Origin of the sequence: Bacillus infantis (assembly GCF_050107595.1) — a bacterium.
GTDB classification, from domain to species: domain Bacteria; phylum Bacillota; class Bacilli; order Bacillales; family Cytobacillaceae; genus Bacillus_AB; species Bacillus_AB infantis_C.
This window is the reverse complement of record NZ_JBNILH010000008.1, coordinates 96,369-121,728: the sequence shown is the minus strand read 5'-3', so window position 1 is coordinate 121,728 and position 25,360 is coordinate 96,369. Positions and strand designations below refer to the sequence as shown.

Below are 25,360 nucleotides of genomic sequence, written 5' to 3'. Positions count from 1 at the left end.
GTTATTAGATAATCCTCCGCCCTATCTGGGACAGCGCAAAATAGATGCCGTGCTGAAGGGTCTGGAAGCAATCATATTTTGAGAGCTTGATGCCGGACTGAGTGATGGCCACTCCCAGTTCAGCGGATATGCCGACAAGGATGGTATCTGTGCCGATGAGTGATGCGGCAGATCCAAGCTTATGGATGAAATCGCCTGTAAAATTGCTGATATCATTATCAAGTCCGGTCAAATCAAGAACGAGATATTTAGCCTGATACTTAGGCAAGTTGTTCAAGGTCTTTGTCAGCAGATCTTCTGAACGGCTCTCATCATATTTTCCGATCAGCGGAACAACGACGATGCCTTCCAAAACAGGAATGATTGGGGAAGACAGCTGCCTGACCAGGTCGTGCAGCTCCATAGTCTGTTCTTCTACTAGAGCCTCAAGACTCCGGATTTGCTCGGACTCTTTCCTTCTTGAAAGCTCATGGATATTCTGGGAAACCGTCACACCAGAAGGAAAATATCTGACTTCTGTATACTCATGGCCTTCTATCTGGCTTGCAGCTACTTCATACCAGATATTTTCCCCAAACAGTCCTGTAAAAATTCCGGCATAATGTGCAGGCAGGAAGGTTCCGCCCATTTTTTTATTTTGGGCAAGATTGATTTTATGTTCCCACGTATCCTGCATTTGCACTGTAACTGTTTTTGCCTCTTCATCAAGATCTGTTACAACGGTTTTTCCCCATCCTGCAGACGCGTAGGTGTTAGGAATAAGCTTTGTTGCATCTTCAACAGATACAGTTTTAAGTTTTTCGAAATACTCTCCGACCACCTGCCCCATCCGGTAGCCTGTTGTCTCCAGCACTAAGCTGGCTGCTTCTTCACCGGAAATCTCTTCAATGGTGTCAAAGAATGTCTTCATCGCTGAATTGATCCAAAATAATACAGCGTCCTCCCCTTCAAAGATGAACTGGCCATTATTGAAATCCCACTGGAAATCAAGGCCATGCACATTAATAGAAGGTTTGCTGTCCGGCAGTTCATTTAACTTCATTGCTCTACCCCTTTATATGTTAAAACTTGTCCAGTATAGTCAAGTATGTTCCTTGATATCCTGGTTTCTGCGATTTCCTATATTATAAATTTATACTTTAAATGGGACGATGTCTAATTTTCTGCAGGGACCAGCAGTTTAACCTTTGCTGCAGGCGGGAAATAAAAGAGAAATCCATAGAAAAGGTGTATGAATATAATGAATGACAAAAATCTCCGAATGATACAGGAAGAATTACCCGGCTTTGCCGATGTGCTTAAGCACGCCTTTGATAAAGGCCAAAGCGAGGGTGAGCTGACAGTGAACGACCTGCTGGCAGATTTGAGGAGCCAGCTGCGGCCAGTCATTCAGCGTCTGCAAAAATAAATAGAGGAAAGCAGGCTGCCGGAAGTTTCCGCAGCCTGTTTTTTCAATGATAAATACATGCCTCCCCAGCTGGTATTATCGCCGTAATAGGCATTTCCATGAAAAGAGGCGGCTTCCCGGGCGGCCCTTCATCCTTTTGAGGAATCGCGGCTGAATGAGCCCAAAATCAGCACGGAACACTAACGCCCCCCTTGAACAAAAAAATCCTTAGAAATTCCGGTGTAATTTTTTGTATTTTCCGATAAATTGATTCATAATTGTTCATAAGCTGCATATATTCTCATAAAATAAGAGTAATCACTCCATTCCAACCGCAACGTTTGACTGTACGGTTTAATTTACCGTATAATTATGGTTAATTTTATGAAAATATGCTTCTTGCTTTTTTGAACAAACCAATCAATAAAGAATTAAAATCCAATACCGAGGTGATAAGATGGGGCATTCTATCGCATTGGTGAACTAGCAGCGATTGCAAATGTATCAAAAAGAACGATTGACTATTATACCGCTTTGGGCCTTATACAGGCTGAAAGATCAAAATCGAATTACAGGCTTTATTCTGAAGATGTGCTGCTCGACCTTACATTCATCGAGGAATGCAAAAAGCTGCACATACCGCTTGAAGAGATTAAGAGAAAGCTGGAATTTAAGAAAGATGGGAATGCCGCTTCAGGGACCGTCGAAAAGCAAATTCTTGATGTTACACAGCAGATAAGGCATCTTCATACAGAGATTTCATCCCTCCTTCCGCTCATTCAAAAGCTGGAAGGGGAAGAAAAAAACAACATCTCCAAAAAGCTGAGTACGGAAGGGTTGGCTTTGATCCAGTCTCTTAAAACCTTAACAAGCTAAAATATTTTTGTATTATCAGGAGGTGACTCCTTACTCGCTCACGCGGGATAAGGAAACTTATTGGACATATTAAACTTGGTTATTATAGCCATTTTAATTGCTTTTACGGCATTTTTTGTCGCTTCGGAATTTGCGATCATCAGGGTGAGAAGCTCAAGGATTGACCAGCTTATAGAAGAAGGCAGCAGTTCTGCACTTGCTGCAAAGAAAGTGATTACGAACCTGGATGGCTACCTGTCCGCCTGCCAGCTTGGCATTACCGTGACCGCGCTGGGAATAGGGTGGCTCGGAGAACCAACAGTCGAGCATATTTTAAGGCCGGTGCTGACAAACCTCAGCATCCCGGAATCTGTATCACATATTCTTTCTTTTTCTATTGCTTTTGGCTTTATCACGTTCCTCCACGTTGTGATCGGAGAACTTGCGCCAAAGACTCTCGCTATTCAAAAAGCTGAATGGATTACGCTTGCATTTTCCCGTCCGCTGATCGGTTTCTACAGAATCATGTACCCTTTCATCTGGGCGCTCAATGGCTCTGCACGCTTAATCACTGGCTTCTTTGGGCTAAAGCCGGCTTCCGAGCATGACCTGGCACATTCCGAAGAGGAGCTTCGCATCATTTTATCCGAAAGCTATAAAAGTGGTGAAATCAACCAGTCTGAGTTTAAGTATGTAAACAAGATATTCGAGTTTGATAACAGGATTGCCAAGGAAATCATGGTCCCGCGTACAGAAATTGTTTCGCTTGCCAAGGATGATACGCTCGAAACCTTCCTGCAGCTCGTCCATGACGAAAAGTTCACAAGGTATCCGATTATCGATGGAGATAAAGACCATATTATCGGGATGGTCAACATAAAGGAAATCATTACTGACTTCATCAAGGACCGGGAGATAACCTCCAAGACGCTTGAAGCGTATACACGGCCGATCATCCGGGTCATCGATACGATTCCGATCCATGACCTGCTGGTGAAAATGCAGAAAGACCGGATCCATATGGCCATACTGATGGATGAATACGGCGGGACTTCAGGCCTTGTGACAGTCGAAGACATAATAGAAGAAATCGTCGGCGACATCCGCGACGAATTTGACAATGATGAGGTCCCAATGGTCCGGAAAATGGATGAAGGGCATTTCATATTTGATTCCAAAATTCTTGTGAGTGAAGTAAATGACCTCCTCGGCCTTGAGATCAATGATGAGGATGTGGATACAATGGGCGGATGGATCCTGACAGAGAACTATGAAGCGAAGCAGGGCGATACGATTCATTTTGACTCCTATGACTTTACCATCCTTGAAATGGAAGATCATCATATCAAGTATATTGAAGTAAAGAAACTCCAGGAGCAGGCTGTGCCGGTCGAACAGCAGACTGAGCAGCAGATTATGCTGGCTAAGTCGGAGGTCCTTTCATAGAGAGAAAAACCTTTCCCAGTGCGGGAAAGGTTTTTTGTTTGGCGCTTAATGGGATATTATGTAACTGCTGTGAAAAGGCTGGTCACGTGAGCACAGCTGGGCTCTCGGATACATGACTGGCCTTTTTTTCAACTGGTCATGTATCCCGGCCGGGCTCTCGCATACATGACTGGCCTTTTTTTCATCTGGCCATGTATCCCGGCCGGGCTTTCGCATACATGACTGGGCTTTTTTTCAACTGGTCATGTACCCCAGACGGACTCTCGCATACATGACTGGTCTTTTTTTCAACTGGTCATGTACCCCAGACGGACTCTCGCATACATGACTGGCCTTTTTTTCAACTGGTCATGTACCCCAGACGGACTCTCGCATACATGACTGGTCTTTTTTTCGTCTGGCCATGTATCCCAGCCAGGCTCTCGCCTGACTGGTCTTTTTTTTCAAATTGTCATGTATCCCAAACCGGGCTCTCAGATGCATGACTTGGCTTCCCTTCGACTGTTCCTGCGCCCCAGCCGCACTCCAGGTTGCACGACCCAGCAGCAAAATCAGAAGTCTTGCCCTTGTCATCCTTTGCGGAAACGGCGTCACACCCGTCATCCCGGAAATCTGATCCTAAAGAGCGTTCCTTGATTTCTTTCACTTTCTACCTCAATTTCCCCATTATGAAGCTGTACGAGCTGTTTGACGATGGAAAGGCCGATCCCGAATTCACCGAACGTGCTGCTGGTCCTTGACAGATCTGCTTTATAGAAGCGGTGCCAGATCGATTCAATTTCCCCCGGGTCGATGCCCATCCCAGTGTCCTGGATCTCAATGATTGTTTCATCATTGCCTTTCCGCCCTCTCAGCCACACAGTTCCCCCATCGGTGAATTGGATGCTGTTCTTAACAATGTTGATGATGATTTGGATGATGCGGTCATAATCTGCTTTTACAAATAGCTCTTCATCCGCATCAAGCACGATTTCTATCCCTTTTTCTTCGGCCTGGAAGTCAAGCTGCTCCTTGACTACTTCAAACAGATCCAGGACCTGAATATTGCCAATGTCCAGCTTGACCTGGTTTGAGCGGATCTTCTCATAATCGAGATTTTCATTTACCAGCCTGATAAGCCTTCTCGCTTCCCGGTCAATCAGATCCATGCCCTTTTGCTTTTCCTGATCAGGTATTAGATTATTCTTCATGCCTTCTGCCACGCCGCTGATTGTCGTAAGCGGCGTCCGCATTTCGTGGGAAACATCTGCAATGAATGTTCTCCGCCGGTTTTCAAGCCTTTCAATTTCTTCATTGGAGGACCTGAGCTTTGCGGCCATATGGTTGAAGTCTTCTGCAAGCTCCCCTATTTCATCAAATTGTGTGTTTTTGATATTAACATTATAATCTCCCTTGGAAATCATCGAGGTCGCATTCCTCAATTCTTTGATTCGCTTGAGGAGATTTTTGGACAGCACCCAGCTGAGGAGGATTGTTGCAGTCAGACTGATGATGATGGTGTACAGCAGGAATTTATTCAGCTGGCTGGCCATCTGGAGTGCACCGCTGATCGGCGACATGAGGAGGATTCCCCCTGTCATCCTGCCGTCATGCATATACGGGATGGCTACCAGTGTCACTTCCTGCTCAAAGCGCTTGATGTCATGCTTGATGGAAATTGAATGCCCTCCGGCAAGCCTTTTCCTCTCTTCATCTGTCAATAATAGGCTAAGCCCTCTGGTCTGGGGATAGATAACGCCGTAGTTGCCGTCAAACAGATAATAGTTGATATTCCGGGCCCTCAGCAGCTGGCTGTACTCTTCGAGAAACTGCTCATTGCCCACCGGCCTCACTGAGAGCTCCTTCAGCACCTGCTGACCATAAGCAGCAAGCTCCTCCGTCTTATTTTGAAAAACATAATTTTGGACGAACTGTGTAAAAAGCAGGCTCAATAGCAGGAAAGCCATGATCAGGATGCTGATATGGCTGATCAGGAGCTGATAGAAATATTTAATTTTCACCTGCGGCCTCCGATTCATCAAATTTATAGCCTATTCCCCATACCGTATGGATGAACGGCTGGGATGAGGTGCCGATTTTTTTGCGCAGGCGCTTGATGTGGACATCGACCGTCCTCTCATCCCCATAAAATTGATATCCCCACACCCTGTCCAGGAGCTGCTCCCTGGAAAAAACCTGCCGCGGGTTTTTGACAAAATAATAAAGCAGGTCAAATTCCTTTGGCGTAAGATTATTCAGGGGCTGGCCATTGTAGAGCACTTCTCTCGTATCCTTGCTGATCTTGAAAAACTGGCTTGAGATATAGTTTGCCTCCTCCTGCTTGGAGGAATCAGCCTGGTACCTTCTTGTTACAGCCTTGATCCTCGCCATGAGGGCAAGCGGGCTGAATGGCTTTGTCACATAGTCATCCGCTCCCATCTCAAGGCCCAGCACCTGGTCTGATTCACTGTCTTTCGCTGTCAGCATGATAATCGGAACTGTGCTCAATTCCCTGATTTTCCGGCAGAGTGTAACACCATCCATGATTGGCAGCATCCAATCGACGATGACGAGATCCCAGGATTCTTTATTGAATGCATCAAAGCCATCCTGGCCGCTGTGGACAAACTTGCCTGTATAGCCTTCTTTCATAAAAAACATTTCAAGCATCGAGCAGACACTTTCATTATCTTCAACTACCAATATTTTCATATTCAGACACCATCCCCGGACACACGCCCGTTAATATAATGAAGCTCTGTACCACATCAGTACAGATTCCCGCAGAATTTCTGATAAAACGATAGATAACAGGATGCTTTCTATGCTGAGCATCCTCCCTGCACTTCCGGGCTTTTATACTCATATTAAACCAAAAAATTCTCCATATCCAATTCCTCACCCTGTCCGGAATCTATTTCCTTCCATATGGTGCAGGAGAGCCACACTTGGAGAATGAATCAGAGTTGTTTCCAGCTTCGCCAATTAGATAATATATATATATTGCTGTAAAATCCTGCATCCCGCATTATGAACAAAAATATGTTACACTGAATACCATTAAGAACCCAGACTTTCAATTTTCTTTATTAAGCCCTTAAAATATAATTATATTAACACATTTTCAATGCTGAACTCCCACCTTCCAGAGATTTGGCACAGGGGCACCAGCGAAGGAACAGCCGACAGAACTTCCTTGCCACGCGACCAATATTTTTCGAAGAAGGTGGTCATAATGGAACAATACTCAGAACAGCTTACTGATGCCCTGCTGTCTGGAGACCAGGATAAAGCTTGGGAGATTATATATGGCCAGCACAAGAATTCAGCCAATACACTTGAAATCTTTGAAAAGCTGATTACCAAGTCCATGCAGCGTGTCGGCGAGCTTTGGCAGAATGATGATATCTCCGTTGCCGATGAACATTTAGCCACCACAACATGTGATTTTGTGCTTTCACGATACAGGCATCAGGTTTCCAGGGAAGTCCAGCCGAAAAAAGGAAGGAAAGCGATGTTTTTCTGCCTTGAAAATGAACAGCACTTTCTCGGCCTGAAGATGGCCGCCATCATCTTTGAAGAGAAAGGGTGGGAAACAAAGCTGCTTGGACCGAATGTTCCTTTAGAGAAAGGAACAGAGTCGGCAAAAGAGTGGCAGCCTGATGTAATAGGATTGTCCTTCACCATGATCAATCATGCCGAAAAGCTTTCCATTTATGTAAAAGAACTTGAAAACCTGACGCACTCGCCTGCGGTATTTGTCGGGGGACGTCTGCTCAAATATTACGATTTTACCAGCCATTGCTCCAGCAAAACAACGCTGCTGAAAGAGCTCATAGACATTGAGCAGTGGATTCCAACTTTACCTTTTGGAGAGAAATTGAATGCAAGATAATAAGCTATTGCCCCTGCCCTATTTTAAAATAAATGAAAAGCTTGATATCCTAGAAAGCTCTGCTGAGGCGGCCAGCTTGTTTCTGCCTGCCGGAAACCTGCTGGAGCTGATTGATGACGAAAGCGCAGAAAAAGCGAAAAATGTCCTCCTGAATAAAAAGAAAAAACAGACAGAGCTGAATATGAAAACCCACTCTTCCCCTTTTGCTTTAGTTAAAGTGCATATCAGCTGGGACGGGAATACTGCACAGCTTCTGCTCATTAAGGAGGATGATAAGATAAATATCCTTGCCGCCCAAGTGGAAAAGCACAGGCAGCGGCTTGCTGACACTAATCTCGACCTGCTTGAGAGCAAGGAAAGTGCTGAAAGATCGTATAGAAAGGTGCTTGAGCTTTCCAGTCCTTTCATCCATATTTCAGATGAACTTGTGCTCATCCCGCTCTTTGGAGAGCTCTCAGAACAGCTGATCAACCAGAATAAAGACCGGCTGCTAGACCGGCTGCATGATTCAAATGTGAATCGTATCCTGGTTGACTTCAACGGTGTCGGCAGCATCTCGCGTGACGGGCTGATTCTTTTCCAGCAGCTCCTTTCCCAGTTCACCCTGCTGGGTGCAGAATCCGTCCTGATAGGCATCAACCCGGAGCAGGCAAAAACCTTCCACAATCATTTCCCTGATCTTGAAGCCAAATATATAAATAGTCTGCATAAAGCTATAAAAAAAGGATTATAAGAGAAAATGAAGAGGAAGGCCTGAGTGAGGCCCTCCTCTTCACATCGCTGCTAACCTAGGAAATGGTGTGTTAACTTATGAAAAAACAGAAATCAAATGCCCGGACATGGCTGTCTACGCTTAGAAAAAGAAAAAAAATGACACAGGAAGAGATTGCTTCTAAAACCTTCATTGACAGGGCGTATTACGCACAGATTGAGAATGGCGACAGAAACCCCAGTGAAGAAATCAGACAAAAAATAGCGAGCATCCTTGACTTTCACCCTTCCACTTTCATTCTTGCAGATGAGAGTCCCTTCCGTTTTGCTATGGAGCAGGCGCCCATGGTCATCGCCCACTGCGATCTTGATTTAAGATATACCTGGCTCTTCAATCCTCATGCTGACTTTAGTTCAGAAGAGTCAATTGGGATGCGCGACGACGAACTTGCCGACAACAGCGCGACCCGGGCACTTATGCTGCTCAAGCAGAAAGTGATTGATACCGGATTGAATTTTCGTGAGGAGATTACATTTCCCCTCTCCGATGGAGAAATGACCTATGTCGTTTTTGCCCATCCTTTATTGGACAGTGAAGGCAAAATCATCGGTGCAGCCACAGCCTCCACAGGAATTTCCTCCACCGCGGACGCCGATACATAAGAAAAGCGCAAGCGCCTTGGAACGCAGACTATATAATCTCGTGGGACAGGCATCTGTCAGATAGGAATCGAAGTAAAAATATACACTTTTTATCAACTAACAAGGACGATGCTCAAAAAGCATCGTCCTTCTGTTTGCGGGCCCTTAAATCCACTCTGATATTTGTTCTACGGCAAGACGATTAGTTGGCCGCCCTGGCTTTGCTGCTTTTCCAACTGTGATCAGCATGATCGGGACATAACGGTCAGACACACTGAACTCTTCAATAAATGCCGGCACATTAAATCCGCCGATCGGGCATGTATCCAGGCCCTTTGCCTTTGCTGCCAGCATCAGCTGCATGGCCGCCAGTGAAGCATTGCTGAATGCTGCATCTCTGGCTTTGCCTTTATCCTTATATGCTCCCTCAACTTGCTTGATAAGAATTTGCTTGATTTCTTCCGACATAAGCCCGTCAGATACATCCTGGCTGAAAACCGATTCAGCGTTCTTATTGGCCTCCAGATCCCCCAGCACTGCAAAAACGGCTGAAGCCTCCACGATCTGCTGCTGGTTGTAAGCGATCGAAAGAAGTCGCTGCTGCGCTTCCTCACCATGGAAAACGAGAAATTTCCAATGCTGCAGATTCCATGCTGACGGAGCTTTTGCAGCCAATTCGATAAGCTCTTCAACTTCACCCTTTGTAAGCGTGCTTTCTGGATCATAATTTTTAACGGACCTGCGCCCGGCTGCTATTTCAAAAAAGTCTGCTGTCTGCTTTGCCATGAAGGTTCACTCCTAAAATAAAAATCCGAATAATACAATGTCGATATTATAATGAAAAAATATTTACCGTCAAGCAACTCCACTTCCGGCAGCTGCATAGGATAGCAAAAGAGGCCGCTCACAGCGGCCCCCTTACTTTATCCAGGAAGCATGCACCCTATTCCCATCAGGCAAGATAGACGAAATATGCCAAAAAGGCCGCGAAAAGCCCGTACATAATCGGGTGGATTTCTTTTCCTTTTTTCAGAGCAAGCATAGCGGCCGGATATAAAATGAAGCCTAATGCAATCCCGGTTGCAACACTAAAGGTTAGCGGCATCATCAGGATCGTTACAAACGCCGGGATGGCGATTTCAAGCCTGGTCCAGTTAATCAGCCGCACTTCGGATGCCATGAGGGCCCCCACAATGATAAGGGCCGGAGAGGTGACTTCAGCCGTAATGACACCGAGCAGCGGCGAGAAGAACAAAGCAATGGCAAAGCAGCCGGAAATGATGACAGAAGTGAATCCGGTTCTCCCCCCTGCCGCAATCCCTGAGCTGGATTCAATCATAGATGCGGTCGTGGAAGTTCCTAGGACAGAGCCAACAACCGTAGAAGCAGAATCAGCCAGAAGCGCCCGGCCAGCATTGGGGATTTCGTTATTTTTCATCAGTCCCGCCTGGCTCGCAATGGCAATCAGGGCTCCGGCGGTATCAAAGAAAGCGACGAACAGAAATGTGAAGATGACAGCAAGCATTTCCGGCGTAAACACCTGATCCAAATGCAGGAACACTTCCCCGAAGGTCGGACCGAGGCTTGGGATAGGCCCTACCACTTGCGTTGGAGACTCTATCACACCGAAAATCATACCGGCTGCAGCAGAAACGACCATTCCATAAAAGATTGCACCTTTTATGCCCTTTACAAGCAGGATGACAGTAAGGATAAAACAGAAAACTGCCAATAAAACTGCAGGTGATCTCAGATTGCCAATTGACACGAATGTTGCTTCATTTCCCACAACCAGTCCGGCATTTTTCAGCCCGATAAAGGCGATGAAGAAACCGATTCCTGCAGCGATGGCATGTTTCAGGTCGCCAGGAATTACATTGATGATTTTTTCGCGAATTTTCAGGAGGCTTAAGATAACAAACAGCACACCAGATACAAATACGCCTGTCAAGGCTGTCTGCCATGGAATCCCCATCCCGATGCATACAGAAAAAGTAAAGAACGAATTCAGTCCCATGCTTGGCGCTATTCCGATAGGATAATTGGCCAGCAGTCCGATCAGAAGCGAACCAATAATGGCAGAAAGGGCTGTAGCTGTGAAAACAGCTCCTTTGTCCATCCCCGATTGGCTCAGAATAATAGGATTGACGATCAGGATATAAGCCATAGATAAGAACGTAGTGATGCCGGCAACTGTCTCCTGTCTATATGTGGTGCCTCTTGAAATGAATTGAAAGAAATTGGACATTTGGCTCCTCCTGCAAGATTTATTTTTGAAGCTCTTTCTCTTAAGGCTTATTGTTATCCAGAAATGAAACAAAAAAAAGCCCCGCTTTTTACAAGCGAAGCCGCAGCGCAAATATACAGGAAGCCCCATAAAAAGTACGGGGAAAAGCAAACCTGTAGACAAGCTATTTACGGCAGCTTGGTAGAAACGTCCAGACCTTATTTCCGAACATATACAGTAATAAATATTTTATGAATATAATGTTGCCATTCTAACAAGCAGAGTCGGGAAGCGTCAATTTAAAAATAAATTCAGACTACTGATATCGTTTTCGGGGCTTCAGCCTTTTTCTGGTTGATTTTTACAGGCTCGCATTGCATATTCACTGTTAAACCTCGGGCAGAATGGGTAATTAAATGGTAAGGACTAAATAATATGAAAAGAAAGGAAGGTGCAGAATTTGATTATCGTCTACATCAGTTTAGCCATTATTGCCGGAGCTCTTATTTATCTCGGCATAAGCGCCTTTAAAATTTATAAGGATTCCAAGCCCGCTATTCAAAACCTGACAGAGACAGCGGCGAGGCTGCAGAAACAGACTGACAACATCAAAACCCAGACAGATGAGCTGACAGCCCACCAGAAGGAACTCCAGCACGATATCCAGATGAAAAAGGAAAAGGTCAATCATGTTGTCGTTCAGGCAAAGCAAACCCCCAAGCTGTTTAAAAAGCTTTGGACGAAGCGCATCCCTTATGTGAATAAGTTTAATTAAAGCAAAAAAAAGGAACCTCCTTGGTTCCTTTTTTTATGCTTCAGTTGAAGGAAGCGGCAGCCTTTTTCTTCGCCCGTACTGTAGGACTTACGCGCTCCCGGTGATAGATAGCATTGATCTCGCCGCCTACCACGAGTGCAAGTCCAGTGAGATAGAACCAGAGCATAAGCACGATGACTCCTCCGAGGCTTCCATAAGTCCCTGAGTAATTGGCAAAATTGCCGATATAGATGGACAGCCCAAGGGAGATCAGCTGCCAGATGACTGTTGCCGCAATGGCTCCCGGTATAACATGCTTGAAAGGATAATGTTTATTCGGCGCCAGCTTATATAGTACAGACAGCACAGCTGCTATGACTAATATAGCAACAACCCATCTCAGAACAGAAAAGAGGATCTGCATTTCATCCGGGACATCAATGAATGATTGGACAAGGTCCAGTATTACATTTCCGAACACCGGAAGAACCAGGGCAACGATCAGGGAAACAATCAGGCCGAGTGTGAGGCCGATTGAAATGAGCCTTGACTTGATGAAGGAGCGGGTCTCCTCGACATCAAATGCCTGGTTCATCGCCCGTATGAACGCCTGCATTCCGTTGGAGGCCGACCATAATGTACCGATGATACCGAAAGTCAGCAAGCCTCCGCTTGGCTTTGTCACTATGTTTACGACATTTTCTTCAAACACAGCTGCCGTTTCGGAAGGCATGACCGTCTGCAGAAAGGAAATAGCCTTTTGCGGATCAATATTCAGATAAGGAACGATGGACAGCAGCAGAATGAGGATCGGGAAAATTGAGAGCATATAATAATATGCCTGTTCAGCTGCGAGTCCTGTTGCCCTGTCATCTTTTATTTCCTTTCCCAGTTTTTTTAAATACGCGATCATTTTTTTCATTTGCTATTCATCAACTCCTGCCAGCCCATTTAATGGGGATAATGATTTATTGTCCTTTTCCCCCTAAAGCCGGCCGCTAACCGCCTAATTCTAATTTCCATCTTATTACCAGTAATACTGCAGGGCAAGACTGCATTTGCTTCTCCTGCCCTAAAGGCCAGGCATGCTGCCTGAAACCCGGACAATAGAAAACAATCCAGCCTGGTTTCAGGCTGGATTACTATACTTATTTAAAGATCAGGACCTTCCCGACTGTTCCGTCAGCACTTTCTCCTGTAACACGGAATTTCAGCCCTTCCTGAGGTACCTTGCGCCCCACATCTGTGAGCCCTGGGTTGCTGTAGTCAGAGCTGTCGTCGAATAACGGCGTTTGCTTTGTCTGGTTGTCCTTCAGGCTTAGCCCCTGGTTCAAATACTCAATCAGCATTTTACTTGATTTATTCAAACTGAAGGCTGCATCATGCATCTGGATGCGATTATTGGCAACTGAACCATCGTTCCACTTCAATGCGTGCTGGTCAGCATCCACAACACCCAGATACCCCTCGCCTGGATGAATGCCAGTCCAGTTGTCTGTGAAGGAATCATCGACATACCATACGACAAGGCCTTTATCATAGCTGATCAGGCTGTCGCCGCGGCGCACATGGGCAAGTCCTGCATCCACTCCATTATGAGATCTCCATTCAAGAAGATAGTAATGGTCTGAGTAGAATTTCCCCTGATCTTTAGTGAATCCTTCCAGCGAAAATGCGGAATCTCCTTCTGCATCATCCTTCAGGATTTCCTTCCCATCAGCTGTTACACTGATATCGTCTACATAGAATCCTGGCATTGTGGCAGCTACATCTGTATAGTAATGGAATTTAACCTCAATTTTCTTTCCTGCATACGCAGACAGATCAAAGCTGCCATCCTTCCAGCCATTAGAATTCCCTGTAATGCCAAAGCCCGGATTTTGATTATTCGGGTCTGTATCGGTTGTAAGATTGCCCTCGATAGAAACCCAATCCTCAGCACCCTGTTCACGAACCTGGATTGAAGCATAATCCCAATCTGTTTCAATATCATACCAGGCCTTGAAGGAAAGCTCTGCCTGGGAAACGCCGGTCAGGTCGATTGAAGCTGACATTGAATTATTCAGCTCATCACCGCTGCCGCTGAAATACTCATAAGAGCCGCTGGCCGGTGTATTGACGATATTTTCCTTTTGCGGAAGGTCGATTCTGACCGCGTCATTATTTTTCCCTTTGGTTACGCCCTCATCAAGGAGAACTTCCACTCCTTTGGAGGTGACGTCCTTAGATGAAATGGTTTCACCAGTAAGCCAGTTGCCCCCATGCCAATTCTGAAGCATCAGTTTCGCGTAGGCACTGAATCCTGTAGGCTCTGTACCAGGTACATCTCCTGCCCAGCTTCCGCTCGACATGATCGACCAATAGGCTACCGGCTCTCCCTGCCCTGTATACTGTGTGTCATACTCATCAGGCAGGCCGAGGTCATGTCCGTATTCGTGAGCAAAGACACCCGCAGCCCCGTCCTCAGGTTCAATCGTGTAGTCCCAAGCTCCCAATACACCGCCCCAGCGGTCGCTGTCCGATTTTGCACCTTTTACTGCAACCGGACCAGATCCAAGCTTTGAACGGTGGGACCAGATTGCATCCCCTCCAAGAGATCCTCCGCCTGCTTCTTCGCCGACGCCTGCATGGATGACCATAAGATGGTCGATAAGGCCGTCCGGCTCGTTATAAACGCCGTCTCCATCATAATCGTCACGGTCCCATTGATCATACTCAGTCAAGTTCACATTTGGATCCTGCGCCGCTTTATTCAATGCCTCCATCACAAGGCTTCTGGCAGCTTTATCATTACCGTCCGGTGCCGGCACATTCTCGCCGTAATATTTAGCAGGGTGATCGGCTGTATACCAGCCGGCAACCTTCCCATCCACCGTATAGCTTCCGCCGGACTGCTGTTCATAGTACTGCTTCATAGATACGAGGTTCTGGCCTGAAGGACCCTCATAGCCATCCTCTCCAAAGATCATATCCTGGAAATGTTCTAAAGGATAATCTTCATAGAACATATCAGATTCTTCTTTAGTGATGGAGCTGTGTTTATAATCCGGAAACTCTATGGCAAGGACAAGGACTTTATCTTCCCTTGTTTCACCATCATAATTTTCCTTTTCTACCGGATCTACATGGGCCTTTTTTGCTTGTCCCAGCTTATTGCCTTTTCCGTTCTTCAGTCCGTTTCCTGATTTCCCTTTCTCCTGCTGTTCAGAAACATCCAGCTCTTTTCCTACTTTTCCAGCTGGAATCTTTGCTGCATTTTCCGCTTTTGCCTTCAGGAATTTCTTTAGAGCCTTATCAGCTTCCGTATGAGTAGCATTTTTTGAAATTTTCCCCTGCTTTTTCAAAAGCTCTATTAATCTTTCATCATTGGCAATGCCTAAATCCGCCTGAGCTCCTGCATATGGGCTGGATACAGTATTATATGCCTGAGCTTTTTGGACAGGTCCAAATGCCCCTGCTGAAAATACGCTCAGCCCCATAGCTGCAGCCAGTACAGCGGAAGCAGCTTTCTTTCTTCTTTTCAACATGATAGCCCCCTCTAAGTATTCTGACAAGTCTTGAAGTCCAAATTGTCTAATAATGAGTATACTTTTATTTCGGGGCACGAACAATAGATCTTTAATACTATTATTTATATATTCATATAATTTAAAATACCTAAATTCCACATTTAAACATAGTTATTACAAGATATTCACTTTTTGATTAATAAAGGAAAATTATACTACTATTGTAAATTATAACCAAAAACTCCCCAAAAGGAGAGTTCAGTGATTATTCGCTAATTCAGGATTCCGGTTCATTGCAGCAATAAGAAGCACACCGCTTATCAGCAATAAAAAGCTTGTTACATAAAAAACCGAGGAAAACCCGAAATATCCGGAAAGGAAGCCGCCCAGGACCGGTCCGATGATATTGCCGAGGAAGCGGAGGCTTGTATTGTAGCCCAGCACCTCTCCCTGCATGCTGACAGGTGCTTCCTGGCGGATATAGGCAATCCTGACAGGAATGATGCCGCCAATGGCTATCCCCAGAAGGAAGCGGATGACAACAAGCTGCCAAATGTTAGTCACAAAAGCTCCTGGGAGATAAACGATGGCTGCCATAAACAGCAGAAACACCAGCACCTTCAGATACCCGGACTGATCCCCGATTTTCCCCCATTTTCTTGCCATGAGCAGATTGCCGAGACCGGCTGCTGAAAAGGCAATCCCCGAGAAGAAGGCAATGTTCTCATGGCCGTGAAGCTCGTTGACATACAGTGATAAAATCGGCTGAATGCTGAAGTGCGCAATCTGAATGAGCATGCTGATGAAAAGCACAGTCAAAAGGACCGGATTTGCTGCTATATGCTTGATGACCTCTTTGCTGGAGTAGCTCGTTTTGGATCCCTTTTTGAGATCAACCTTGAATTCCTTCGTAAAAATAACAAGTATTGCTGAGATAAAAATGGAAATCGAGGTCCATTGAAAGGTTGTCGCATACCCGAGCGAGTCAGCAAGGACCCCTCCGAGCATCGGGCCAAGCAGTGAACCGGTTATGCTTCCCGTCTGCAGGGTTCCCAATACCCTTCCAGCAATCCGCTGCGGCGTCTGGGTAGAAATAAACGCCTGGGAAAGGGAAATAAAGCCCGTAAACATCCCCATAAACAATCGGAGCATGAAAAGCTGCCATACGCTAGTGACATAGCCCATCATAAAGATAGAGACCGCCATGCCAAAGCCGGAGATAAGCAGGATTTTTTTTCGCCCGTATTTATCCCCGATCCTTCCCCAGATCGGCGAAAAGAGAAAAGCAGTGACAAAAGTAATTGCAAATGTCCATCCTGACCATTGCTGGACATATTCCTCTGAAAAGTCCCCGAAAGTTTCTATATATAAAGAGATAAATGGCAATACCATTGTCATGCTGGCTGCCACAAAAAAGTTGGCAAACCACATAATCATTAAATTTCTCTTTGCTGCCTGTTCCTGATTCATCCACTCCACTTCTTTCGTCTTTTGAATATTTCGTTATACTAAATATTATCATACCGAAATAATCTGATATTGGAAACAGATTTTCATATTATTTTCCACAATGTCTGAAAAACAAACAAAAGGACGCTGCAGCTGCAGCGCCCTTTCCAAAACTAAATCAGTTCAGCACCCATTTATCTTTAAGGAATAATGAACGGGAGATAATGAATACAAGGACAATGGAGACAGCCGTACTTGCAAGCGTCAGAAGGATATTCTCCATATTGACACTCCCGTGGAGCAGTTCATTGATCAGTGCATGGATGTTCACAAACGGGATCAAAAAGTGTTTCATAGTCAATTCATTGATGCCTACACCGCTCAGGAAAAGAGTCGGCACAATCGCAAGCATCATGATCGGTGAAATATAATTCTGGGCTTCCTTTACCGTCTTTGCAATGATGCTGACAACCATTTGCAGCGCACCCATGAATAAGGCGAACAGCAGGGTGATCACAACTGTCACGGCGATGATCGTGAAGGTATTGTCCCCGAACTCAAGTGCAGCCTTGAGTTTTTCGGTCAGGAAAATGGTTTCCAGTACAATTGCGGCTACTGATACAATGCCGGCGATCATGCCGATTGTGGAGATTGCGAGCCATTTAGCAAACAGAAGCTTAATTCTGCTGACCGGTGTCATCAGCAATGCTTCCATGGTCTTTCTGTCTTTCTCGCCTGCAAATAAGTCTGAAGCAGCAGGATATGCACCGGATGCGATTGCAATCGTAATGACCATTGGCAGGAAGCCGGCAAGTATCCCGACAGAAGCCGCATTTTCGTCTTCATTATTGATTTCACTTACCTGAACCACGATCGGCTGAGTAACTTGTGGATCGACGCCTGCAGCTGTCAATCTCTCTGAAACCAGTGTATCGCTGTAGGCATTCAAAGCGCCTTCAAGCTGTGACATCACATAAGCGGAGTTCTGGCTGAGAGAGTCACCTTTGATGACCGCGGTGCCTGGCTCCCCGCCTTCCGGATTATCAAAGAATTGACTGCCGAATTCAATGGCTGCATGCGCCTTCCCGTCTTTTACAGCCTTCCCGGGATTGGCATACTCGCTCACCTCAAGGTTTGGAATGCCTGACACAAGTTCCTTAGCTTCTTCGCCTGCAGTGTCGCTGATGGCAAGCGTATAGGTTTCTGAACCATCAGTCATCATTTTCTCATAAAACAAGGTAAGCCCCGTCAGCAGAAGGATCGGGAGCAGGACGCTCAGGAGCAATGTCCTCCGGTCCCTCAATATATCCTTCATTTCTTTTATATAAATATTACGAAGCATATTCGTTCCCCCTCACCAATTTTGATTCAAAAATATAATTCAAATCCGAGCTTCCCTCTTCACGGTATAAATCCTCGAGTCCGCCCTTATAGACCATTTCACCTTTATGGATCATGACCACTGAGTCGCAGAGCATCTTCACTTCTTCCATAATATGGCTGGAAAAGATGATTGTTTTCCCCTGCCTTTTAAGGGAGCTGACAAGCTGCCTGAATACATTTGAAGAAGTGATATCAAGGCCTGTTGTCGGTTCATCAAACAGAATGATTTCCGGATCATGGATCAGAGTCCTCGCAATGGCAACCTTTTGCCTCATCCCTTTCGAGAATCCGCCTACCTTTCTGTTCAGATAGTCTTTCATGCCAAACATCACTGCCAGCTCATCGATTCTAACCTTTGTTTCATGGCGGCCAAGACCATAAAGAGATGCAAAGTACTCCAGATTCTCCCTGGCCGTCAGGCGGTCATATAAGCCGGTTTCGCCGCCAAACAGAACGCCCATCCGCTTCTTCACCTCATCAGGCTGTTTAACGGTATCAAAGCCGCTGACTGAAACGGCGCCCTCGGTCGGCGTGTACAGTGTAGCAATCGTCCTCAGCAGTGTTGTCTTCCCTGCTCCATTTTCACCGAGGAGGCCGACCACCTGGCCTTCTCCTACTGAAAGTGATATATGCTTCAGTGCAGTGACATGCACTTTTTTATCCTTGAATCTTTTCGTTACTTCCTTGATCTCGATCATCTTTTTTTGCTCCTTTCCTGTTCTCTTTGTAGCTTAATCTTACCTGTCTGAACGCTTTACCGCTTCCATTCTGTCGCAAAAATGCCATTTCTTGTCGTGAAAAGGATGTTTTCTGTCCAATTGATGGTAAAATAGAATCGTAATTCATTGACGAGAGGCGAAACTATGATAAAAGTGGGACTGGTTGATGACCGGCCGATAGATTTAGACAAACTGTATGGAATCCTGTCCAGCATGGAAGGGGCAGAGATTGTTTTCTCAACTACCTCTGCAGAGGAAGCTTACGAACGGGTCAAAAGAGAGGAAATTGACCTCCTGATCGCGGATATTGAAATGCCTGGCCTTTCGGGATACGAACTGGCCGATATTATCCATACATACGCCCTGAATATTGCCGTCATCTTTGTGACAGGCACGAGCGGCTACGCGGTCCATGCCTTTGAACTGAATGTCCATGATTATATTATGAAGCCATTCACAAAAGACAGGCTTGAAAAAGCTGTCCTCCGATATATTGAAAAAAACCGGACACCGGAAATTTCCGGCCGGCTGTTTCTCAGGCAAAAAAGCGATATCCATATCATCCAGAAAAAAGATATTATCTTTATTGAACGTTCCGGACGTTCCACCACGATACATACAAAAATGGAACCTATCAAGACTTACCAGACTTTGAATGAGCTTGAAGGCGAGCTCAGGGAAAGAGATTTTATCCGCTCGCACCGTTCGTTCATTATTAATATCCATTATGTAAAGAACTTTTCTTTGTATGCGAAAAACTCCTATGTTGTTTTTTTTGATGGAACGTCAGAGAAGGCAATGATTACAAAAGAGAAGATAGATTATTTGCAGGACCACTATTTTTAACAGGCCTATGCCTTTATTTTAGTTAAAAAGGGGAAGATGGATTTTGCGCTCACAGATAAACAGCTCAGCGCCTGCCGTCCTTTATTCGGTGCTTTTATCCGCTGCCGGGGGAGGCTACTTTATACTCCTGGCACCGCAGTGGAAGCCGGTGATGACAGGCGCCTTGGCATTCCTGGTTTTTTCGGCCGCTCTTTTCCTATCGGCAAAACTGAACTCCTCCAGCCTCCATTCAGGCCTGGGAGCCTTCTTTTTGATTGTTCAGATGCTTATATTTCTGGCTGCAGCCCTGTCCGGCTCAAAGGCTTCTTTTGCAGCTGCAGCAGGAGCAGCAGTGCTGGCAGAAACAGCCAGATGGTACAGCGGGAAGATCATTGATTCCTCGGTTGGACGCCTTGCGGAAAAGGAGATGGAGGTACAGCAGCTAAATGATACCTTCCTCGCTGTCCGCAAGCAGCGGCATGATTTCCTGAAGCATGTCTCAGCTGTCCAGTATATGCTGGACAAAGAGCAATTCAGCGAAGCAAAAGTATATTTCGGAGGGCTCCTTTCCGGATACGAACAAGTGAATCTGGCCATCAAAGGGGAAAGCGGCCCTGTTGCCGGTGTGCTCCACCATATGCAAAAGAAGGCTGCTGCAGAAGGTATAAGCATCCACTACGATTTGGAGCTTCCCCTTTCTTCTCTCCCCATGAAAGATGAGGATATCGCAGCATTGGCCGGCAATATTCTGTCAAACAGCGTTGAGGCGGCAGCTGCCTATAAAGCTTCCGGCTTTGAAGAAGCATATGCAAGGCTCCAGTTTTACAAAAAAAGCGGTCTTATGATTTTGACCTGCTCCAATAGCACACTGCCTGTCCCACAGTCTATCATAGACTCCTTGTTTGAAAGATTCGGGATGTCTAATAAAGAGGGAGACCATGAAGGGCTTGGCACGAAGATCATCAAAGATATTGTTCTTTCTTATAATGGCTTCCTGGACTATACCCATAAAGGGCATTCTTTTGAAGTTAAAATAAAGATTCCGCATATTTCCTAGCCCGCAAGAAAACCCCCATTATCACAATGGGGGTTTTTCTTGATTATTTATGGCAGCAGGCCAGCGCCTTCCCGGCACATTTTTTATTGGACAATGTGAATCCATCCACTTGAAAGCCATTTTTTTGAAGCAGACGAATTCCCATATTCCGCTCAAGCGGGGAAGCGCAGATAAGGTGAATCTTTCTTGCAGGAATGTCGCCGAGGTTTCGGGCAATATAAGGGACAGGAAGATTCACAGCACCGGGGATACGTTCTTCATAGCCCTCATTATAATCCCTGATATCAAGGATTACATGCTCCCCGGGAATTTCATCCACCCTGCGGCAAGGCACCTTATAGACTGGAACATAACGATTGTAAAAAGGAATCGCTGCCAAAAACAGAAAAATGATCAGCATATATATCATCTTTTTTGTACCTCATTGAAGTTAGTAATATTTTCCGGAATTTCACATTCTATTGGTATATCGGCACTTCGATCATATACGCCTTCAGGTATAAAATCAACTCAAATGTCTGCGGTTGCCTGTACTTTTTTCTTCATGAAAAAAGCCGGTTCAGCCCGGCTTTTTCAGATGATCATAAAATCTGTTTTCACCCTTCAAATATCGTTCATTTACCCTAGCCCAGAAAACAGTTTTTTACTTTCCTTTTACGCTGCCATGCTGCGGCAGATTTCAGCACATTTTAAGCAGGCATCCGCACATCGCTGGCAATGCTCGTGTTCGTGCTTTTTGCACTCTTCTCCGCATGCCTCGCAAATATCGGCACAGACAGCGCAGATCTGTTTCACAAAGGGGCTGTCTGATTGCATTGCCTTCGCCGCAAATGCACAAAAATCTGCACACTCGCGGTCAAGCCTGATGCAGCGGGCCATCATCTTAACATCCTCTTCCTTCAGACAGGCGTCAAAGCACATATTGCACGCATCCATACATTCAAGACAGGCCTGTATACATTCTTCATAAACTGAGTTTGCCAATTGAATCCCTCCATTTTCTTTTTTCTACTGAACTGTTACCACTAAAAATAGAAATAAAACAAACAGGCAGCCATTATTGGCTGCCTGGAACTCATCACCGTCTGTTCAGTTCTTCCTCGGATAAGATGCCCATGCTCTTTACATGCGCCCTAGCTTCTTCATCTCCAAGCTGGTAGATCAGTGCATATGCCTGTTCAATCGTGGCATCATATTCATCATTCTGAGGATCTTTATGATATTCAAGGAAAGGAATATGCGAGCGTACGAATGTTTTTAAATCCGCATTATAGTTGATATTCAAATATTTTGCCAGCTGGTGAATTTCCTCGTCATCTGCAAAGACCCTGAATTGCCAGTCCTCTCCTTCTGCTTTTCCCGGATGGATTTGGCCATTCTCGATATCAATATAATAATCTTTCTTCTCTTCCATCATCTCAACTCCTGGCTTTTTTTATGCCTTTACCACACAGAAAGCCATGGCTAAACCAGAGTATGCCCATTCCTGTCAGCAGCTGCGCCGTTTCAATAACCTTTTATACAGAAAAGCTGCCCCATTTAATACAGGTTCAGGGAACCTTTTTGGAAACAAAGGCTTGAAATAGAACTTGCAGAAAAAATATTTAAGGTCTCCCCATTGTCTGCAAATGCTGGCCTGCCTGAATCTTGCTACATCGATCAGCATGATTTCCCCAGCTGCCGTAATAAACAGATTTCTGAGATGGATGTCAGAAGGATTCAGCCCTTTAGCACGGGCAAGCTCAAGCGCCGCATCCACTCTTGCAATATCGTCCGGAGTGATTTTGGTTCCGTTTGTAAGGCATTCAAAAAAAGTTTGCCCTTCAATATAGTCAATGACAATATAGTTATCCCCTCTTTCATGCAAACGCGGATAAAACACGCTCCCCTCGAGCTGCCCGTAAATCTCAGCCTCCTCCAGGGCAATATGGCTGAAAGCCGGGGCAAATACCTTCAATGCCATTTCTGTTCCGGCAATCCTGAAAACGGCTGCACTCCTGCCCGTTCCTGCATGAAGGAGGGCTTTATCTTTTTCTATATATCTGATTGGATTTTCGGCGATAAGGACGCTTTCAGCGAGCCTTTCATACTTTTTCTGAGGCATAGAAGTTCCTCCTCCTGTTTTACAGTCTCTGCAAATGGCAGAGACTGCCCCTCCTAGTAAAGATGTATTCCCGAACCTCTCTCAATAGTCTTGCTGATGCTAGACATCGCATTCCAACGACAAAAAAAGGCATCATGACCGTCTGCAGGGTCATAATGCCTCTATAAATAAAAGAGACCCACACCAAACAAACGTGGTAAAGGTCTCGCAAACAATCCATGATTGCCAGCATAGCCGGGGCAACCTGCCCGTATTGACGGCCATGCTTATCTGCTACTCCCCTTTAAAAAAAGGAAATCAATTATATAGACTTATTTTACAAAAGAAGGCTGTTTAAGTCAAACAGCCTCCACATCCCATCTATTAATGGCAATGCGGGCAGTGCTTACGGTTCAGCCAGTGAGGCATGAAGCCTTCTTCTTTCATTTTTTCGTGCCTTTTTTCCAGATGCTTCACCATTTCCTGTGCCTGTTCAGCAGTGATGGCACCAAACTCCGCATACTTCATGATTACTTTTTTCCTTGCCTCCAGGACATCCGCCTGGAGCGCTTCTATTTCCTTCACCTGCGCCTCAGTCAGCTGCTTCCGCTGTTCGCTGTCCGTACCTTCTGCCTGTACCATTCCAGCAGCCTGCCCAAGAAAAAGTACGCATAGAAGCACGATGCTAAGCTTTTTCAACATGATCTTCACTCCTTTTTATGTTTGGATATATTTTTACCTCTAATAAACAAATCCATGAATGGAAAAAATTAGAGTAAATCTTTCAATCCTCTTATCTTTTTGTAAAGCTTATGTAAAGGTACTTAAATTCCATTCAGATATTGTTATATTTTCAATATCGGAACCCGATATTGTATTTCGATATTATGATAGGAGCTGGGAAAGTGGAAGAAAAAATTCTGCGCAAATTATTCTTGGGCTTTATCCAGATCCATATCCTCCACCACGCCCTGGAAGAACCGATTTATGGGGCATGGATGCCGGAAGAGCTGAAAGAGCATGGCTACTCGATAAGCTCCGGCACATTGTATCCCATCCTTCACGGGATGGAATCAGATGGCCTGCTAATGAAGGAAAACCGGAACGTCGATGGCAAAATCCGAAAGTACTATGCGGCTACCCCAAAAGGGCAGACTGTTTTGGAAGAGGCCCGGAAAAAGGCTTATGAGCTTTTTAAAGAAATCAAGGATTAAATTAACGAAAGGAGAGACGAAAAGATGAATACAGAAAGAAAATATACCATTCATACTTTTATTGAAATTCTGCTTGTTTCGGCCAAGCTTGGCCTGACATCTTTTGGCGGGCCCATTGCCCACTTGGGCTATTTTCATGAAGAGTATGTCAGAAGGCGGAAGTGGATGGATGAGCAAAGCTATGCTGATCTTGTAGCTCTTTGCCAGTTCCTACCTGGCCCTGCAAGCAGCCAGGTAGGCATGGGGATCGGCTTTGCCAGAGGAGGCCTGATCGGCGGTTTTCTTGCCTTCTTAGGCTTTACCCTTCCTTCCGTTATAGCACTCATTTTCTTTGCACTCATCATGGATGGCCTGGACGCAGCTGATTCCGGGTGGATCCATGGTTTGAAAATTGTAGCCACTGCTGTGGTGGCGCATGCCATCATGGGCATGGCGTCAAAGCTTGCACCTGATCTGAAGAGGAAGGCCATTGTCCTTCTTGCCCTGACAGCAGCCTTATTGTGGCAAACTGCCATTTCCCAGATTTCGATTATCTTAGCTGCGGGGATTGCCGGTTTTGTCCTTTATAGAAACCACTCGCAGGAAGAAAAAGCACCAATGCCATTTCCGATTTCAAAAAAGACAGGCGCAGCGGCACTGGCATTATTTTTCGGCCTCCTCATTATACTTCCGATTCTGCGGGAAGCCACTTCTTTAAACTGGATTGCTATGTTTGACAGCTTTTACCGATCCGGCTCACTCGTATTTGGCGGCGGTCATGTTGTCCTTCCCCTCCTTGAGCGGGAGTTTGTGCCGGGCGGCTGGCTGACAGAAGAAGCCTTTCTTGCCGGCTATGGTGCTGCTCAGGCGGTGCCTGGCCCGCTCTTCACCTTTGCTTCTTATATCGGGGCCGTAATCAGCGGCTGGCAGGGCGGTCTCCTGGCTACTGCAGCTATTTTCCTCCCCGCCTTTTTATTGATTGCCGGCGCACTGCCATTCTGGGCCAGGCTGCGCAGCAACCCAAAGGCTGCCAGTGTATTGATGGGGGTCAATGCGGCAGTGGTAGGCATCCTGATCGCTGCCTTCTATAACCCAATCTGGACGAGCTCCATCCTGGAGCCGGCAGACTTTGCATTTGCAAGCATCCTTTTTGCCATGCTTGCCTACTGGAAGCTGCCTCCATGGATTGTCGTACTAACCGGGGCAGGCGGCGGTGCTTTATTAGGGCTTCTCTAGGTCCAATTCT

General features: G+C 45.7%; 26 protein-coding genes and 1 riboswitch. Of the genes, 11 read left to right on the top strand and 15 right to left on the bottom strand.

Features of this window, described 5'->3' with window-relative positions:
• Nucleotides 1-4: 4 nt before the first annotated feature.
• On the bottom strand, nt 5-1,042 hold the full coding sequence (locus ACQCVH_RS17350) for an STAS domain-containing protein (RefSeq protein ID WP_426836871.1): 1,038 nt from the start codon (nt 1,040-1,042) through the stop codon (nt 5-7).
• A gap of 198 nt (nt 1,043-1,240) precedes the next feature.
• Between ACQCVH_RS17350 and ACQCVH_RS17345 the strand changes: the two genes are divergently transcribed.
• The 3 genes from ACQCVH_RS17345 to ACQCVH_RS17335 all read left to right on the top strand — a co-directional run bounded on the left by ACQCVH_RS17345 (nt 1,241) and on the right by ACQCVH_RS17335 (nt 3,688).
• Nucleotides 1,241-1,408, top strand: coding sequence for a YwzD family small protein (locus tag ACQCVH_RS17345; RefSeq protein WP_426836870.1), 168 nt, complete (start codon nt 1,241-1,243; stop codon nt 1,406-1,408).
• Between the two features lie 471 nt (nt 1,409-1,879).
• The gene (locus ACQCVH_RS17340) at nt 1,880-2,263 is read left to right on the top strand and encodes a MerR family transcriptional regulator (protein WP_426836968.1); all 384 of its coding nucleotides are present in this window, start codon (nt 1,880-1,882) and stop codon (nt 2,261-2,263) included.
• 60 nt (nt 2,264-2,323) lie between these two features.
• Nucleotides 2,324-3,688: a hemolysin family protein gene (locus ACQCVH_RS17335; protein WP_257990102.1), complete on the top strand. Its 1,365-nt coding sequence runs from the start codon at nt 2,324-2,326 to the stop codon at nt 3,686-3,688.
• A gap of 599 nt (nt 3,689-4,287) precedes the next feature.
• On the opposite strand, the gene ACQCVH_RS17330 is transcribed toward ACQCVH_RS17335, so the two are convergent.
• Both ACQCVH_RS17330 and ACQCVH_RS17325 read right to left on the bottom strand, forming a co-directional pair.
• Nucleotides 4,288-5,688 (bottom strand): ATP-binding protein, encoded by a 1,401-nt coding sequence (locus ACQCVH_RS17330; RefSeq protein WP_426836869.1) that lies wholly within the window; start codon nt 5,686-5,688, stop codon nt 4,288-4,290.
• Nucleotides 5,678-6,379 (bottom strand): winged helix-turn-helix domain-containing protein, encoded by a 702-nt coding sequence (locus ACQCVH_RS17325; protein WP_426836868.1) that lies wholly within the window; start codon nt 6,377-6,379, stop codon nt 5,678-5,680. The genes ACQCVH_RS17330 and ACQCVH_RS17325 overlap by 11 nt, the downstream gene beginning before the upstream one ends.
• A gap of 523 nt (nt 6,380-6,902) precedes the next feature.
• On the opposite strand from ACQCVH_RS17325, the gene ACQCVH_RS17320 reads away from it, so the two are divergent.
• The 3 genes from ACQCVH_RS17320 to ACQCVH_RS17310 all read left to right on the top strand — a co-directional run bounded on the left by ACQCVH_RS17320 (nt 6,903) and on the right by ACQCVH_RS17310 (nt 8,936).
• Nucleotides 6,903-7,562: a cobalamin B12-binding domain-containing protein gene (locus ACQCVH_RS17320; protein ID WP_426836867.1), complete on the top strand. Its 660-nt coding sequence runs from the start codon at nt 6,903-6,905 to the stop codon at nt 7,560-7,562.
• The gene (locus ACQCVH_RS17315) at nt 7,552-8,295 is read left to right on the top strand and encodes an STAS domain-containing protein (RefSeq protein ID WP_426836866.1); all 744 of its coding nucleotides are present in this window, start codon (nt 7,552-7,554) and stop codon (nt 8,293-8,295) included. Before ACQCVH_RS17320 ends, ACQCVH_RS17315 begins: the two co-directional genes overlap by 11 nt.
• Before the next feature lie 77 nt (nt 8,296-8,372).
• The gene (locus ACQCVH_RS17310) at nt 8,373-8,936 is read left to right on the top strand and encodes a helix-turn-helix domain-containing protein (RefSeq protein ID WP_426836865.1); all 564 of its coding nucleotides are present in this window, start codon (nt 8,373-8,375) and stop codon (nt 8,934-8,936) included.
• A 144-nt stretch (nt 8,937-9,080) separates the two neighbouring features.
• Here the strand turns inward: ACQCVH_RS17310 and ACQCVH_RS17305 are convergent, their stop codons facing one another.
• Entirely contained in the window at nt 9,081-9,701 is a 621-nt protein-coding gene (locus ACQCVH_RS17305) for a nitroreductase family protein (protein WP_426836864.1), read from the bottom strand.
• Nucleotides 9,702-9,867: 166 nt separating this feature from the next.
• The gene (locus ACQCVH_RS17300) at nt 9,868-11,163 is read right to left on the bottom strand and encodes an NCS2 family permease (RefSeq protein WP_426836863.1); all 1,296 of its coding nucleotides are present in this window, start codon (nt 11,161-11,163) and stop codon (nt 9,868-9,870) included.
• 135 nt (nt 11,164-11,298) lie between these two features.
• Nucleotides 11,299-11,400: riboswitch (purine riboswitch) on the bottom strand.
• Nucleotides 11,401-11,602: 202 nt separating this feature from the next.
• Between ACQCVH_RS17300 and ACQCVH_RS17295 the strand changes: the two genes are divergently transcribed.
• Nucleotides 11,603-11,917, top strand: coding sequence for a DUF948 domain-containing protein (locus ACQCVH_RS17295; RefSeq protein WP_426836862.1), 315 nt, complete (start codon nt 11,603-11,605; stop codon nt 11,915-11,917).
• Between the two features lie 40 nt (nt 11,918-11,957).
• Here the strand turns inward: ACQCVH_RS17295 and ACQCVH_RS17290 are convergent, their stop codons facing one another.
• The 5 genes from ACQCVH_RS17290 to ACQCVH_RS17270 all read right to left on the bottom strand — a co-directional run bounded on the left by ACQCVH_RS17290 (nt 11,958) and on the right by ACQCVH_RS17270 (nt 18,935).
• Nucleotides 11,958-12,818: a YihY/virulence factor BrkB family protein gene (locus tag ACQCVH_RS17290; RefSeq protein WP_426836861.1), complete on the bottom strand. Its 861-nt coding sequence runs from the start codon at nt 12,816-12,818 to the stop codon at nt 11,958-11,960.
• 226 nt (nt 12,819-13,044) lie between these two features.
• Nucleotides 13,045-15,423, bottom strand: coding sequence for an immune inhibitor A domain-containing protein (locus tag ACQCVH_RS17285; RefSeq protein ID WP_426836860.1), 2,379 nt, complete (start codon nt 15,421-15,423; stop codon nt 13,045-13,047).
• A gap of 240 nt (nt 15,424-15,663) precedes the next feature.
• On the bottom strand, nt 15,664-16,875 hold the full coding sequence (locus tag ACQCVH_RS17280; protein WP_426836859.1) for an MFS transporter: 1,212 nt from the start codon (nt 16,873-16,875) through the stop codon (nt 15,664-15,666).
• Nucleotides 16,876-17,032: 157 nt separating this feature from the next.
• Nucleotides 17,033-18,196, bottom strand: a complete 1,164-nt coding sequence (locus ACQCVH_RS17275; RefSeq protein ID WP_426836858.1) for an ABC transporter permease — start codon at nt 18,194-18,196, stop codon at nt 17,033-17,035.
• Entirely contained in the window at nt 18,186-18,935 is a 750-nt protein-coding gene (locus ACQCVH_RS17270; protein WP_426836857.1) for an ATP-binding cassette domain-containing protein, read from the bottom strand. Before ACQCVH_RS17270 ends, ACQCVH_RS17275 begins: the two co-directional genes overlap by 11 nt.
• Nucleotides 18,936-19,100: 165 nt before the next feature.
• Here ACQCVH_RS17270 and ACQCVH_RS17265 point away from each other — a divergent pair, with 165 nt between their 5' ends.
• Both ACQCVH_RS17265 and ACQCVH_RS17260 read left to right on the top strand, forming a co-directional pair.
• Nucleotides 19,101-19,802 (top strand): LytR/AlgR family response regulator transcription factor, encoded by a 702-nt coding sequence (locus ACQCVH_RS17265; protein ID WP_426836856.1) that lies wholly within the window; start codon nt 19,101-19,103, stop codon nt 19,800-19,802.
• 43 nt (nt 19,803-19,845) lie between these two features.
• The gene (locus ACQCVH_RS17260; protein WP_426836855.1) at nt 19,846-20,838 is read left to right on the top strand and encodes a sensor histidine kinase; all 993 of its coding nucleotides are present in this window, start codon (nt 19,846-19,848) and stop codon (nt 20,836-20,838) included.
• A gap of 43 nt (nt 20,839-20,881) precedes the next feature.
• Here ACQCVH_RS17260 and ACQCVH_RS17255 read toward each other — a convergent pair whose 3' ends face one another.
• The 5 genes from ACQCVH_RS17255 to ACQCVH_RS17235 form a co-directional block, all read right to left on the bottom strand.
• Nucleotides 20,882-21,247 (bottom strand): rhodanese-like domain-containing protein, encoded by a 366-nt coding sequence (locus ACQCVH_RS17255; protein ID WP_426836854.1) that lies wholly within the window; start codon nt 21,245-21,247, stop codon nt 20,882-20,884.
• A 245-nt stretch (nt 21,248-21,492) separates the two neighbouring features.
• Nucleotides 21,493-21,822 carry a four-helix bundle copper-binding protein gene (locus ACQCVH_RS17250; RefSeq protein ID WP_426836853.1) on the bottom strand — a complete coding sequence of 110 codons (330 nt, stop codon included), beginning with the start codon at nt 21,820-21,822 and terminating at the stop codon, nt 21,493-21,495.
• 94 nt (nt 21,823-21,916) lie between these two features.
• Nucleotides 21,917-22,252 (bottom strand): hydrolase, encoded by a 336-nt coding sequence (locus tag ACQCVH_RS17245; RefSeq protein WP_426836852.1) that lies wholly within the window; start codon nt 22,250-22,252, stop codon nt 21,917-21,919.
• 75 nt (nt 22,253-22,327) lie between these two features.
• A complete protein-coding gene (locus ACQCVH_RS17240) occupies nt 22,328-22,942 on the bottom strand; it encodes a protein kinase family protein (protein WP_426836851.1) in 615 nt (204 codons plus the stop codon).
• 363 nt (nt 22,943-23,305) lie between these two features.
• Nucleotides 23,306-23,623 (bottom strand): YckD family protein, encoded by a 318-nt coding sequence (locus tag ACQCVH_RS17235; RefSeq protein ID WP_426836850.1) that lies wholly within the window; start codon nt 23,621-23,623, stop codon nt 23,306-23,308.
• Between the two features lie 203 nt (nt 23,624-23,826).
• Here ACQCVH_RS17235 and ACQCVH_RS17230 point away from each other — a divergent pair, with 203 nt between their 5' ends.
• On the top strand, nt 23,827-24,135 hold the full coding sequence (locus ACQCVH_RS17230; RefSeq protein WP_426836849.1) for a PadR family transcriptional regulator: 309 nt from the start codon (nt 23,827-23,829) through the stop codon (nt 24,133-24,135).
• A 24-nt stretch (nt 24,136-24,159) separates the two neighbouring features.
• Entirely contained in the window at nt 24,160-25,350 is a 1,191-nt protein-coding gene (locus tag ACQCVH_RS17225; RefSeq protein WP_426836848.1) for a chromate transporter, read from the top strand.
• The last annotated feature ends 10 nt before the right edge of the window (nt 25,351-25,360 follow it).